Below are 14,397 nucleotides of genomic sequence, written 5' to 3' on the forward strand. Positions count from 1 at the left end.
TTAAATTTGCAGTCATAATTTTTACACTTCCATGAGGATCTGGGCAGCGATCATTTTTTTAACTGTGGCAGGTGCGGCGTTCGGACAACTTGCAAAGCCAGTACAATTCAGAGAAGAGACTTTCGACTTTGGAATGATAACCGAAGAAGCAGGACCTGCATTGCATGAGTTTCTGTTCACCAACAACACCGGCAGGCCTGTTAAGGTATTGTCGGTACAGGCTTCCTGCGGATGTACAACACCAAGCTGGTCAAAGGAGCCCGTCGCTCCAGGCAAGACAGGGTTCATCCAGGCGAGCTACAATCCCAAAGGCCGCCCGGGATACTTCAATAAGTCACTTACCGTTACCACTGATCTTGATCCAACACCAATAATCCTTTCAATTAAAGGACAGGTGCAGGTTCAGGGCGTTGCTGCTTCATCCACGGAGTTTCAGGTAGCGAATGGCGCGTGGAAATTGAAAACAGCATCTTTTAACCTCGGTAAAGTTTTCATGCAGGATGAATCTGCATCAAGAGACTTTCCTTTTGTCAACGCAGGTCAGAAGCCCGTTACTTATACTGGTAAGTTTGTCGGCCCTAAGTACATCACCGTTGATGTAAAGCCGAAAACACTGCAGCCAGGCGAGCGGGGCTCTGTAAGAATCGTGTACAACGGAAAGCTGAAGAACACCTATGGCTTTCAGACTGATAACGTAGAGATCCTGACTGACGATGAATTGAATCCGACTAAATCATTCACGGTGTATGCCACTCTGGAAGATGATTTCAGTAACATCAAACCTGAGGATCTTCAAAAGGCGCCTCAGCTTAAATTGCAGAATACCTCTGTAGATATTGGAAGAATCAGACCCAATCAGACTGCGGTGCAGGAAGTTTCGATGAGCAATACAGGAAAGAAGGAACTTGACATCAGGGCGCTGCAGGGAAATTGTTCGTGCATCACAGCATCATCGCCTAAGAACACTCTTAAGCCTGGTGAGAGTACGATGCTGAAGATTGAATTCAGCCCCGGCGACCGCAAGGGCAACAGCACGAAAGCGATAACACTTTATTCTAACGATCCACTCAATCCGGTTCAACGGGTAACGCTTACTGCCTATATAGAGTAGGGGCTTTCAAAATAATTGATAATTTACAATTGATAATTGATAATTGTGGAGGGGCCTGTGGCCCCTTTTTGTTGTTTGCAGGCAAGGCGTCCGGATCCGGGGATTATCTCCATGACTCGGAACGACAGGTGCCTGCGTAGTTATTGAATAGAAAGAAAAGGGCCGAAAGGCCCTCCCAAATTATCAATTATCAATTATCAATTGTCAATTAATCCCTCAACCGCCAAAAGCAGGTATCCCCGTGATATTGTTCCCCAGTATTAAAAGATGGATGTCGTGCGTTCCTTCGTAGGTGACAACCGATTCGAGGTTCATCATGTGTCTCATCAAAGGATACTCTCCGGTGATACCCATGCCGCCATGGATTTGTCGCGCTTCACGCGCGATCTCCAATGCTACCTGGACATTGTTCCTCTTTGCCAGTGATATCTGGGGAGTCGTTGCCTTGCCTGCATTCATCATCATCCCCAGGCGCCAGTTCAGCAACTGTGCTTTCGTGATTTCGGTAAGCATCTCCGCCAGCTTCTTTTGAACAAGTTGGAACGAGCCGATGGGCTTGCCAAATTGCACACGTTCAGCCGCGTATCGTCGGGCAGACTCATAGCAGTCCATAGCGGCCCCGATGGCACCCCACGCGATGCCATATCTGGCTGAATCCAGGCACATCAGAGGAGCACCCAGTCCGCTCTTGTTAGGCAGCAGATTGGCTTTGGGAACTTTTACGTTGTCGAACACTAGCTCACCCGTTGTGCTCGCACGAAGCGACCACTTCCCATGGGTCTCCGGCGTTGAGAAACCTTCCATGCCGCGTTCCACGATCAGGCCGTGAATTCGTTGTGACTCATCCTTTGCCCACACAACAGCAACATCCGCTTTTGGCGAATTCGAGATCCACATCTTTGCGCCGTTCAACAGGTAATGGTCACCCATGTCCCGGAAGTTGGTTACCATACCCCCTGGGTTGGATCCGTGGTCGGGCTCCGTTAGTCCAAAGCAACCAAGCCATTCGCCGCTTGCGAGCCTGGGCAGATATTTAGTGCGCTGTTCCTCATTGCCGAACTTATAGATCGGATACATTACAAGCGACCCCTGAACGGATGCTGTAGAGCGCATACCCGAATCACCGCGTTCTATTTCCTGCATAATCAGGCCATAGGAAATATAGTCAAGACCGCCACCCCCGTATTCGATCGGAATGGTCGGCCCGAACGCTCCGATTTCTCCAAATTTGCGAACGATTTCATAGGGGAAATGAGAGGCCTGTGCCCATTCTTCGATGTATGGTGAAATCTCACGTTTTACAAATTCCCGGATTGAGCTTCTGATCAGTTTATGTTCATCAGTCAGCAGGTCGTCAACGCAATAGAAATCGGGATGTTCAAACAAATCCTGCTTCGTTTGTTTACGGTATTTGTTTTCGCGTGATGGAGTGTTAGCCATGTCGTAGTATTGAGTCTTTAGTCCTGAGTCCTGAGTTTGGTCCTTAGCTGTTAGTCTTTAGTTGTCTTATGAAACACCTCATTGGTTTAGGACGCTTCATTGTCTTTCAAAAGTATATGAATACTATCAATACTAAAGACAACTTAGGACTCAGGAATATGGACTCAGGACTATTTTTACCTAACTTCGACCCAATTTACACAACTAATTCGCATTCTGACTTTTCAATGAAATGACAGGGCGAGCTGACCCCAACTTGCAGGAGAGAGTTATGGACGAGCAACAGAAAACCGAGGAGCATTCAAAAGTGTCCGACGCGGCGAGAGACGAGAACCTTAAACTTCAGGAACAACTGAAGAAGCTTCAGTCGAAGTACAATGCGATGGGGCAGGACCTTTCGTCTTATCTCGACGGTCTGTTATATTCCGATTATCTCACTTATTGGGATTACATACATCTCGATACGTTGTTAAGTCTTCAGTCGCCAAAGACACAGTTTCCCGATGAGAAGATATTTATAATGTATCATCAGATCACGGAACTGTATTTCAATCTGATTCTTTGGGAGACAGAACAGATTGGTGTTAAAGCGGACATCACAGAAGCGTGGTTTATTGAAAGATTGGCGCGTATCAACCGATACTTCTATCAGTTGCGTGAATCCTTTTCTATAATGGTTGAAGGCATGGAGCGCGATCAGTTTCTGAAGTTCAGAATGTCACTCTTGCCTGCAAGTGGATTTCAATCGGCGCAGTATCGTATGATTGAGATCTCGTGTACCGACATGATTAATCTTGTGAACGCTGCTGAACGCGAGGCACTGAATGAATATAGCGACATTGATCTGCAGGTTGAGAAGCTGTATTGGCGTAGTGGCGCCACGGAACTCGCCACCGGCAAGAAGACACTCACACTTCAGCAGTTTGAAGAGAAATATATGCCGGCATTTAAGTCTATGGGACTGAAGTGCCGCGACAGAAATCTGCGCAAGATTTACCTCAGACACTTTCCGCATTCACAGCCTGTAATAGAAGCACTTCGGGAGCTCGACCTTTATGCCAACGTGCTTTGGCCGCTCGCTCATCTCAAGGCAGCCGGTCACTACCTCAAGAAGGCCGCCAGTGAGATCAAGGCTACCGGCGGAACGAACTGGCAGAAGTTCCTGCCCCCGCGATTTCAAAAGATTATGTTCTTCCCCGAGCTGTGGAGCGATCTGGAGAAGGAAGAATGGGGAAAAGCCGCCTTTCTAAGCAACCCGTCGGAAATCGTTTCCAAAACCTGATTTCAACACCAAAATTAGGGAGGCCAAAGAATCCATTTTTTGAGAACTCCCGCTCGCTACGACATTCTTGGCGCACTGGCTGTCATTACTTTGCTGGCTGCGATAAACACCTTTGGGCAGACCTCATCCGGGTCTGCAAGGAAGGTGCAAGGCGCTACGCAGTCATCATCACCCTCGGATGGTCCTCATTCATCATCGCCTGCGGCAGGGCCAACGAAATCCGTACACCGGACTTACCACGATAAAGACGAGAAGTTCATCAAGGAAGTGTATCAGGTAAAAGATACCATCCGAAACGTCCCGCACGGACGGTATGTTTCTTACTTCCTTAACGGCAAGGTGGAATCACGCGGGCAGTTTACAAACAATGAAACTTCGGGTGTATGGGAATTCTATTACGAAACGGGAAAGCTGAAAATGAGAGGCATCCTGTTTAAGGGAGCAAATTATGGAATGTGGGAGTACTTCTTTGAGAGCGGCCAGAAGAGCATGGAGGGAATAATAAACGGCCGTGACCGGGAAGGTGAATGGAAGTTGTACTATGAAAGCGGACAATTAAAGGAGATTGGTAGCTATGTAAAGAACCAACGGCAGGGCCACTGGAAGACATATTTCGAAGACGGCGCGATTAAAGGCGAGATCGACTACACCGACGATCACGGACGTTACATTGAATACTACCAATCGGGCAAAGTTCGGGCCGAAGGACCCAAAGCCGGATCGCGAAGTACCGGAGTCTGGAGATATTTTGGTGATGATGGAATCCTGCAGAGCGAGGGTGAATTTAAGGAAGGCAGGAAATCGGGCGTATGGACCAATTACTATCCGTCGGGAAAGCCATCAGGAAATGGAACAATGATCAACGATGTGCCTACTGGCCAATGGGAGCATTGGTTTGAAGATGGAAAACGATCTTCAACCGAGTCTTATGAGAACGGCAAAAAGATCGGTCGGTGGGTTTCTTGGTCGCCGTCGGGAAATGTAAAGAGTGAAGTAATTTATACAGATGGGAAAGGGGAGTATTCGGAATTTTACGAGAGCGGAAAGCTTAAGGTAAAGGGAATATTGGTTAACGAAACGCGCGAGGGCACCTGGGAATATTATTACGAGAATGGCCAGCGCGAGGGGACGTGTAACTATAAGGCAGACAAGGGCATTTATTACGGATACTTCCAATCAGGAGGGCTGCAGACCAAGGGGCCGATGGAAGGTGATCTGAAGACAGGTACCTGGGAGATTTATGAAAATGACGGAACCTTGTCAGGGTACTATCGGCCGTTTTATGACGACAGGAAATTGTCTGCAGAGATAACAGACATGGCCCGCAAGCAACAGCCAGTTGCACAGATTGCTTCGGTCTCATCACATAATCAGATAAGTAAAAAACTGGCGTCGAAAAGACGAACCGGCTACTTCACGCCCCGGTATCATGAAGCGCAGGGAATTATCTTCGGAACCAATCCGCTCTGGCTGGCAGCCGGTCAGCTACCTCTGGCCATTGAATTCTATCTTCAGGAACGGTTAGGTCACGAATTTGAGTTCATTGGAATAAGGGACCCGTTCTTTGTTCAGGATAGTGAAGTCACTCCGGGTCAGCCTTTCGAACGAGGCTACTCGATAGCTATCAAACAGAAGTTCTATAATCCTCTAAACGTGGGCATGTGGTACTTCGGTCATGAATTAAGATTTACAAACGTCGGACATTTTGTAAATGAATTGGTGATGGTGCCGGCTTCGGTTAGCAGTGTATTCACATTTAATGCTATTGAACAACGCATTGAGTGGGGCCCGTTGCTCGGGTATCGCATCACGCGCCGAAACAGCGCCAGTGGTCTTACCGTTGATGCATTTGTATCCGCGGATATTGGCTATCGAAGCTTCGATGTGGACGAGAGCAACACCGAACGATTTGACTCCCTGCCTCAAAACTCATTTTCAACAACCTTCCACTTCGGTGTCAACATTGGCAACGTGTTCTCCGTTCGCTGAAGCCCTTTTAACTTTTACATTCGAAGTTTTACATTTTGCGGTTAAATTCTCCTAACACTCCACCAGCGCTGGCAGAGAGAACATACTTAAACCTTCACCAATAAAGAGCCGCTTAAACTTCCTATCTTTGAACCATTGAAGGCTAGCTCCCTTCCACTATGCGGACTATCGAACTCATACTCTCACCACGGGAGGCATTTGACGATGACCTCTTCCAGGATGCGCTTTACAGGAAGGCATCGATTCCCCGAAATGAAAACGTGTACATACAACCCGTAAAGCGTTCTATTGACGCACGGGGAAGGAATGTCATTGTTCGCATTCAATGCGAGTTGTTGGGCCCCCGGGAACAATCCACGGTAGAGCCACGGCCTATTGAATATCGCGATGTAAAAAAAGCCCCGGAGGTGATCGTCGTGGGAAGCGGTCCGGCCGGTCTTTTTGCCGCGCTTCGGTTGATCGAGTTGGGGCACAGGCCAATAGTGCTCGAGCGAGGTAAGGACGTTCAGTCCCGCAGGCGCGACCTGGCCGCAATCAATAAAGATCAGACTGTAAACCCTGAGTCTAATTATTGCTTTGGTGAAGGAGGAGCAGGCACCTATTCCGATGGAAAGCTATACACGCGTTCGAAGAAGCGAGGCGATATCAGAAAAATACTTGAAGTAATGGTCGCACATGGCGCACGACCTGATATTCTGTTCGACGCTCATCCTCACATTGGCACGAATAAACTTCCGGTCCTCGTCGCAGCGCTTCGCGACACCATCATACGCTTCGGAGGAGAAGTACACTTCAACACCCGCGTTGATGACTTTATTATTGAAGGCAGCGAGCTTCGCGGTGTAGTGACCAACAATAACGAGCGTATACAGGGCGGCGCCGTTATACTGGCAACAGGACATTCAGCCCGCGACATCTTTGAGCTGCTTCACAGGCATAATATTTTGATTGAGGCAAAACCGTTTGCGCTCGGATTGCGTGTGGAACACCATCAAAAGGATATTGACAAGATCCAATATCATACACAGGGTGATCGCGATCCCTGGTTGCCGGCTTCCTCTTATGCTTTGGTCCATCAGGCATCGGTCAACGGTCGGGATAGGGGCGTGTTTTCATTTTGCATGTGCCCCGGCGGATTCATCGTACCGTCTGCCACTCAGAATGGAGAAGTTGTCGTAAACGGAATGAGTCCGTCGCGACGGGATTCTCTTTATGCGAACTCCGGAATCGTTGTTACAGTCGATGCCGACGATTTTGCCAAATACAGCGGTGGCGGACCCCTGGCCGGACTGCGTTTTCAGTCAGCGATAGAACAAAAGGCGTGTGAAGTAGCGGGCAACACACAGCAGGCTCCTGCTCAGCGTCTGGTTGATTTCGTCAATGGCAGGACTTCTGCATCACTGCCTGATACGTCCTATCAGCCCGGCGTTGTTAGTGCAGACATGAAGTCCGTGTTACCTAAAGAGATCCATAATGCATTACGACAGGGTTTCAGGAACTTTGGTACCAGGATGCAGGGTTATCTATCTAACGAGGCGCTGGTGCTGGGTGTGGAATCCAGGACCTCTTCTCCGGTGAAAATTCCACGTGATAAGGATTCACTTGAGCATCCTGCACTCGGTGGATTGTTCCCTTGTGGAGAAGGAGCGGGATTTGCAGGAGGAATTGTGTCGGCGGCCATGGATGGTGAACGATGCGCTGAAGCCGTAGTGAGGAAGTTGGGCGGCAGGTAATCAGGTACTTAAGGAAGAATTAATGGAAACTAAAGTTGCATCAAACGGTGAGAAGAAAACGGTAGTGGTGGGAGCGACGACCAATCCCGGAAGGTATGCGTATCTCGCTGCCAATATGTTGAAGCAGTATAACCATAGCGTTGTGCCGCTTGGAATTAAATCAGGCGAGGTGGCAGGGGCCAACATTCTCGACATCCGGCAAAAGCCTTCAATTGAAGGAGTGGATACCATAACGTTATACATCGGCCCTCAGCGCCAGCCAGAATATTACGATTATCTGCTGGGACTGAAACCGCGTCGTATCATTTTCAATCCTGGGACTGAGAATGAAGAATTTGAGAAGAAGGCTGAGGCCCAGGGTGTGGAGGTTGAGGAGGCCTGCACGCTTGTATTGCTAAGGTCACGCCAGTTTTAATTATACGAGGAACGGATTCCGGAAAGTATCGACGTAACGATTGAGCTGCAGCCGCGAAAATGGAAAGCGTTTCAGAGCTGACCCATTGTGCTGCATTTAAAAATCGACAAATCAACAAATCAAAAGATCAACAAATAAACCTATCTTCCGCTAATTACAAATTATGGAAAGAGAGCGTTTTGTTGATGCTGATAAGTACAAGGTCAAACCGAAGGAAGCCGTTAAACTGTCTCAATGGAAAACTGATTACGAGGGCGACCGGCTGAATAAAGAGATAGGTACTGCATTACTGGAATCAGGTCGTAAGGAGCTGGCTGAAGTTCAGGAGAAGCTTTACGCGCAGAACCGTTACAGCATACTGATCATTCTTCAGGCCATGGATGCCGCCGGAAAGGACAGTGCTATCAAGCATATCATGACTGGATTTAATCCCATTGGAGTAAATGTTCATAGCTTCAAAACCCCTTCAGCACAGGAACTTGATCATTACTATTTGTGGAGACACGTCCTTGCATTGCCACCGCGTGGTGAAATAGCCATTCACAACCGCTCACATTACGAGAATGTACTGGTTACGCGTGTGCATCCTGAATATATCCTGAACGAGCGCATTCCGGGTATTGATTCAGTCGATAAGATTGATGACAAGTTCTGGAAGCGCCGCATGAAGCAAATCAACCATTTCGAAAAATCGCTGGTGCTCAATGGCACGATTATCCTCAAGTTCTTTCTTCACGTTTCAAAGAAGGAGCAAAAGAAACGTTTTTTGGAGCGTATCGACGACAGTACTAAAAACTGGAAGTTTTCGTTGGGTGATATTCGGGAGCGCGACCTTTGGGATGACTATCAGAATGCTTATGAAAAGGCCCTGAGTGCGACGTCGACAAAATACGCACCGTGGTTCATTGTGCCTTCCGATGATAAGTGGTACTCCCGTCTGGTGATTGCTGCGGCGATCTATCAGCAATTCCAGAACATGCACATTGAGTATCCCACGTTGTCGCCCAAAGAGAAGGATGAACTCGCACGCGGAAGGGTTCATCTGACCTCCGAAAAAGAGGCCTCCTGAGGCGCAATTTTTCTCTTAAACTTTCCTCTCTCGCGGGCTTTTTTCGTGCCCAAAAACAACTATTTTTGACGGTTCTAACGGTACATCATGAGTGATAATAATGCTTTAACTCCGGCTGAATATTCAGCCAACAACATACAGGTTCTTGAAGGTTTGGAAGCCGTGCGTAAGCGGCCCGCCATGTACATTGGCGATGTGGGGATCAAGGGACTTCATCACCTGGTTTGGGAGGTTGTGGATAACTCAATCGACGAGGCGCTTGCAGGGTACTGCGATCGCATTATAGTAACAGTGGGAGAGGACGGTTCTATTACTGTCGACGACAATGGCCGAGGTATTCCGACGGGCATAATGGAGAAAGAAAAGCGCTCAGCGCTTGAAGTTGTTATGACAGTACTCCACGCTGGCGGTAAATTTGATAAAAACACATACAAAGTCTCCGGTGGTTTGCACGGTGTCGGCGTAAGCTGCGTGAATGCCCTTAGTGAGCATGTTCGGGTCGTTGTATGTCGTGAGGGTAAGATCTTCGAACAGGAGTTCGAGCGTGGCAATCCCCAATATCCTGTACGCGTAATTGGCGAGACCGAGAAGCGCGGAACATCTGTGCATTTCCTCCCTGACAAGCAGATATTCGCGAATCGCGAATACAACTATGAGACTATTGCTTCACGTCTGAGAGAATTGTGCTTCCTGAATCCAAAGATCCGCATCGTGCTGAAGGATCTTCGTGAACGCGATGAGCAGGGCGAGGCAAAGACCGAGGAGTTCTATTCTGAAGGTGGTCTCCGTGAGTTTGTTGCCTACATTGATGCGACGCGCGAAAAACTGATACAGGATCCCATTTATGTTGAGAACGACAAAGGGGAAATTCCTGTCCAGGTGGCCATGGGCTATAACACATCATTCAGTGAAAACCTTGTTTCATACGTAAACAACATCAATACGCATGAGGGAGGTACACACGTAGCTGGTTTTCGTCGCGCACTCACCCGCACGCTGAAAAATTACGCTGACCGGGAGGGCCTCCTCAAGAATGCCAAGATCGATATTAGCGGCGACGACTTTCGCGAAGGTCTCACAGCTGTTGTATCTGTTAAAGTTGCAGAACCCCAGTTCGAGGGACAGACCAAGACGAAACTTGGTAACTCCGAGGTGAGCGGTGCCGTCGATCAGGCTGTTGGCGAGATGCTGGAAAACTATCTTGAGGAACATCCTCGTGAGGCGAAGATGATCGTTAACAAGGTGATCCTGGCTGCGCAGGCACGTGCTGCTGCCCGTAAGGCACGCGAGATGGTGCAACGGAAGAACGTTCTTACCGGCACCGGGTTGCCTGGCAAACTCGCCGACTGTTCAAGTGCTGATCCTGGTATTTGTGAACTTTATCTCGTGGAGGGTGACTCTGCAGGAGGTTCTGCGAAGCAGGGACGTAATCGCAACTTCCAGGCTATACTTCCGCTGAGAGGAAAGATCCTGAACGTTGAGAAAGCACAGGAGCACCGCATTTACGATAACGAAGAAATCAAGAATATGATCACGGCACTTGGTGTAAGCTTCGGTACCCCCGAAGACGAGAAAGGCCTGAACATGACTAAGCTCCGCTATCATAAGATCATTATCATGACCGATGCCGATGTCGATGGAAGTCACATCCGTACGCTTATTCTGACGTTCTTCTTCCGTTACATGCGCGATCTGATCGAGAATGGTTACGTGTACATCGCGCTTCCACCTCTTTACCTCATTAAGAAGGGTAAGGAAGAGCGTTATTGCTGGACCGAAGAGGAACGCGAACGCATCGTTCAGCAGCTGGCAGGCGGGAAGGAAGATTCCGTAAACATTCAGCGCTACAAAGGATTGGGAGAAATGAATCCGGAACAGTTGTGGACAACAACCATGGATCCGGAGAGACGCTCACTCAAGCAAGTGAGTATTGAGTCGGCAGCAGAAGCTGATCACTTGTTTTCCATGCTTATGGGAGACGAAGTAGCACCGCGCCGCGAGTTTATTGAGAAGAACGCAAAATACGCACGTGTCGATATCTAAGGCTTCACATCAGTCCAATGATGATTCATTGACGGCAACGGACCGGATCGTTCAGCAAATTGAGGAGAGCAATTACATTAGTCGCGACCTCAGCTGGCTGAAGTTCAATTATCGCGTACTTGATCAGGCAAAACATATCGATCGGAGCATCTTCGACCGGTTAAAGTTTCTTGCCATAACATCTTCGAACCTCGACGAATTCTGTACCATCAGGCTGGGTAGCTTATATAACTATCTTGATTACGGAAAAGAGCGGTTCGATTATAACGGTCTGCGCGAAGAGCCGTTCCGAAAGCTTCTGCTTCTGGAAACGCAGAAGTTCTATAAGGATCAGAACGACTACTATGTGAACCGTCTGAAGCCTCTTTTTCTGAAGAATGGTTTCTCGATAGTAAGCTATAACGAATTGTCGCTTGAGAATACGCATAAGGTAAACGACTATTTCAATAAGACGATTTACCCGATGCTTACGCCAATGGTGTTCGATAGCTATCACACGTTTCCCGTGCTGATGAACAATCGCTTGTTGTTTGGCGTAGTAACGAAGAATGCCAACGATCATCACAATCTTCAGAAGGTTTCATTTATTCAGGTGCCGCAGAACCTGCCGCGCTTCTATGAAATTCCTGAAGACGATGTAATACAGTTTGTTCCTATCGAAGAGGTGATCTCCAACAATATTCATAATCTGTTTCGGAATGTTGAGATCGTAAGCGCGAACCTTTTCCGCATTAACCGTAATGGAGACTTCACGCTCGAGGAAAGCGAAGATATTGAATCGAACTTTCTGGAGGATCTGAAGCGTAAACTGAAGACCCGACGGTCGGGTCGGGTTGTTCGTTTGGAAACAATGGAAGACCCGGATCCATGGATGATGCGCTTGCTGAAGATCCAGTGGGACCTCGACGAGCACAATATTTTCTATGTTCCCAAAGAGAGCATGCTCGATTTCTCGGGCTTGCACCAGATCATTGGGCACAAGGAATTTAAGACGAAACGATTCCATTCGCCCGATCCAATCAAGCCGTTGAATTTTCCTGAACATGGAACACGCGACTTGTTTGAAGTACTGAAGGAGCGGGACATTTTGCTTCATCATCCCTACAATTCGATGGAGCCAGTTCTGGATCTTATCGAGAAGGCAGCTGATGATCCATATACACTTTCTATCAAGGTCACGCTTTATCGTGTTGCCCGTGAGTCACGGATAACGGCGGCACTGCTGCGCGCTGCTGAGAATGGAAAGCACGTATCCGTTCTCTTTGAAGTGAAGGCCCGTTTCGATGAAGAGAATAACCTTCGTGAGGCACAACGCCTTCAGAAGGCGGGTTGCTTTGTGATCTACGGAGTAGGCAATCTCAAGACCCATACAAAGCTTTGTTTGATCGTGCGCAAGGAGGAGGAAGACAAAGTTTATCGCTATGTCCATCTTTCGAGCGGAAACTACAATGAAGCAACGGCCCGGTTGTACGTAGATATCGGTTTGTTAACAACGAAGGAGATATACGCGAACGATGTGTCGGAGTTCTTTAACGTAATTACCGGTCATTCGCAGCCTTCCACGTATAGAAATCTCATCACGTCGCCACGCGACATGCGGATCCAGCTTTGTAATCTGATCCGTCGCGAGGCGGAGAACGCGCGCAACGGTATTCAGGCAGGCGTGGTGATGAAGATGAATTCGCTTCAGGATAAAGAATTGATTGATGAACTCTTCGCCGCCTCTCAGGCTGGTGTTCAGGTGAAACTGATCGTGCGCGGCATGTGTTGCCTTCGCCCCGGAAGAAAGGGGGTTAGTGAAAACATTGAAGTTACGTCAATCGTGGGAGAGTATCTTGAACACTCCAGGATCTACTACTTCCACAATTCAGGTTCGCCAAAGGTCTACATCGGAAGCGCCGATGCGATGGTGCGGTCATTCGACCGACGAATTGAGTCATTGTTCCTGCTTGATGATGAGTTCTTGAAGAAGCAGGCCGTCAACAACCTGCGTTACAATCTCAAGGACAATGTAAATGCGTATACCATGAAGGAGGACGGCACTTATGTGATCAAGGAACTGAACGGAGAGCCGAACTTCAACATCCATAAGGAATTCTACAACGTAACGAGAGAGATCGTCTCTAGCGCGAAGCTGTTCTAATTATCATCGTCGTGAACTCAGTAAACTTTGTGGTCTCTCAAATGAGATTCAGATCTTCTCGTAAAGGCGACCTGCATTCCGACGTGAGCACAATAACCGGGTGGTTACTCAGAAAGTAACCTTGCGAATGCGATTGTTCAGACAGTCTGCAACATACATGGTATGCTCATCATTGCTTAGCAAAACATCAAAAGGATTCCAGAACTGGGCTGATGCTCCGTTGGCATCCAGGTAACCGGGAATACCTCCTGCAAACGTCTGGTAGTTACCTGCTTCATCAACCTTAACAATACGATCTTTTTCAACAAGGTAAAGCACACCCTCTTTTGACCTTGTAACACCCATTGGAAAGGAAAATGGGGTCGCGTAATCGGTTCCGACCACCGTGGTAACGACTTTATCAGTTGAAATTTTTCTGAGATCGTGTCGAAACCAATCGGTAAAGTATACTTCGCCAGCAGACGTGACAAACATGTCATAGACCTCCGCAAAATATATGTCCCGCAGTTTTCCGTTTCGGTCGCCACCTTCATAACCAAATGGATGATTACAGAGTACTGAAATTACCTTACCTGTTGTAGTGATATTTATTACTCTGTGATTTGTCATTTCAAACAGTATCAAACTCCCATCCGGCAGCATCTCCATTGATGTGAGTCGATAGAAAAAGACATCTTGAGACATATCCGGGGCGTTGGCGATCACTTCGACTGTGCCGTCCTGTTGTAACTTGCCAATCCAGGATTCTCCTCCTATGTAAATAGTGCCATCTTTGCCAATGACCAGCGCAACAATCTTCTTTGGATGGGATGCCAGGATTGTTGACACCGAGCCATTGCTGCTTATCTTTCTCACGGCCGTTCCGTCCTGATCAATCACATAAACATCACCGGAGGCTGCCAGTGCTAATTTTGATGGATAATAAAACTGTGCATCTGTGCCAACGCCATCCTTCAACCCCTGCGCACTGCCAGCTAAGGTTGTAACCGCAATGGGAGTTTCGGGCTCTTGCTTGGCAACTTCATCTTCTTTGCATGACGCCAGGAATATTAGGCAAGCGAACAGAACGAGAGTGCAGGTATGTTTCATAACGGTCAGGCGGGACTAATTGAAATATAGATAATTTTTTCAACTGTTCATCTGCTCAACTCAGTATGCGTTTAATTGAGCGT

The 14,397-nt window shown here is 48.0% G+C and carries 10 protein-coding genes; 8 read left to right on the forward strand and 2 right to left on the reverse strand.

Going from position 1 to position 14,397, the window contains the following annotated elements:
* Positions 1–31: 31 nt before the first annotated feature.
* A complete protein-coding gene (locus WBG78_RS08560) occupies positions 32–1,111 on the forward strand; it encodes a DUF1573 domain-containing protein (protein ID WP_337325988.1) in 1,080 nt (359 codons plus the stop codon).
* Between the two features lie 216 nt (positions 1,112–1,327).
* Here the strand turns inward: WBG78_RS08560 and WBG78_RS08565 are convergent, their stop codons facing one another.
* Complete coding sequence (locus tag WBG78_RS08565) at positions 1,328–2,551, reverse strand: acyl-CoA dehydrogenase family protein (protein ID WP_337325989.1); 1,224 nt, start codon at positions 2,549–2,551, stop codon at positions 1,328–1,330.
* Between the two features lie 271 nt (positions 2,552–2,822).
* Here WBG78_RS08565 and WBG78_RS08570 point away from each other — a divergent pair, with 271 nt between their 5' ends.
* The 7 genes from WBG78_RS08570 to ppk1 all read left to right on the forward strand — a co-directional run bounded on the left by WBG78_RS08570 (position 2,823) and on the right by ppk1 (position 13,225).
* Positions 2,823–3,833, forward strand: coding sequence for a tryptophan 2,3-dioxygenase family protein (locus WBG78_RS08570; RefSeq protein WP_337325990.1), 1,011 nt, complete (start codon positions 2,823–2,825; stop codon positions 3,831–3,833).
* Between the two features lie 39 nt (positions 3,834–3,872).
* Positions 3,873–5,822 carry a toxin-antitoxin system YwqK family antitoxin gene (locus WBG78_RS08575; protein ID WP_337325991.1) on the forward strand — a complete coding sequence of 650 codons (1,950 nt, stop codon included), beginning with the start codon at positions 3,873–3,875 and terminating at the stop codon, positions 5,820–5,822.
* 158 nt (positions 5,823–5,980) lie between these two features.
* Positions 5,981–7,555, forward strand: coding sequence for an NAD(P)/FAD-dependent oxidoreductase (locus WBG78_RS08580; RefSeq protein ID WP_337325992.1), 1,575 nt, complete (start codon positions 5,981–5,983; stop codon positions 7,553–7,555).
* A 22-nt stretch (positions 7,556–7,577) separates the two neighbouring features.
* Positions 7,578–7,970, forward strand: coding sequence for a CoA-binding protein (locus WBG78_RS08585; RefSeq protein WP_337325993.1), 393 nt, complete (start codon positions 7,578–7,580; stop codon positions 7,968–7,970).
* 163 nt (positions 7,971–8,133) lie between these two features.
* Positions 8,134–9,039 carry a polyphosphate kinase 2 family protein gene (locus WBG78_RS08590; RefSeq protein WP_337325994.1) on the forward strand — a complete coding sequence of 302 codons (906 nt, stop codon included), beginning with the start codon at positions 8,134–8,136 and terminating at the stop codon, positions 9,037–9,039.
* Between the two features lie 87 nt (positions 9,040–9,126).
* Positions 9,127–11,082 carry a DNA topoisomerase (ATP-hydrolyzing) subunit B gene (gene gyrB / locus WBG78_RS08595; RefSeq protein WP_337325995.1) on the forward strand — a complete coding sequence of 652 codons (1,956 nt, stop codon included), beginning with the start codon at positions 9,127–9,129 and terminating at the stop codon, positions 11,080–11,082.
* Entirely contained in the window at positions 11,069–13,225 is a 2,157-nt protein-coding gene (gene ppk1, locus WBG78_RS08600) for a polyphosphate kinase 1 (protein WP_337325996.1), read from the forward strand. Before gyrB ends, ppk1 begins: the two co-directional genes overlap by 14 nt.
* 108 nt (positions 13,226–13,333) lie before the next feature.
* Here ppk1 and WBG78_RS08605 read toward each other — a convergent pair whose 3' ends face one another.
* Positions 13,334–14,314 (reverse strand): hypothetical protein, encoded by a 981-nt coding sequence (locus tag WBG78_RS08605; RefSeq protein ID WP_337325997.1) that lies wholly within the window; start codon positions 14,312–14,314, stop codon positions 13,334–13,336.
* Between the last annotated feature and the right edge of the window lie 83 nt (positions 14,315–14,397).

The organism is Chryseolinea sp. T2, assembly GCF_037203685.1.
Lineage (GTDB): Bacteria > Bacteroidota > Bacteroidia > Cytophagales > Cyclobacteriaceae > Chryseolinea.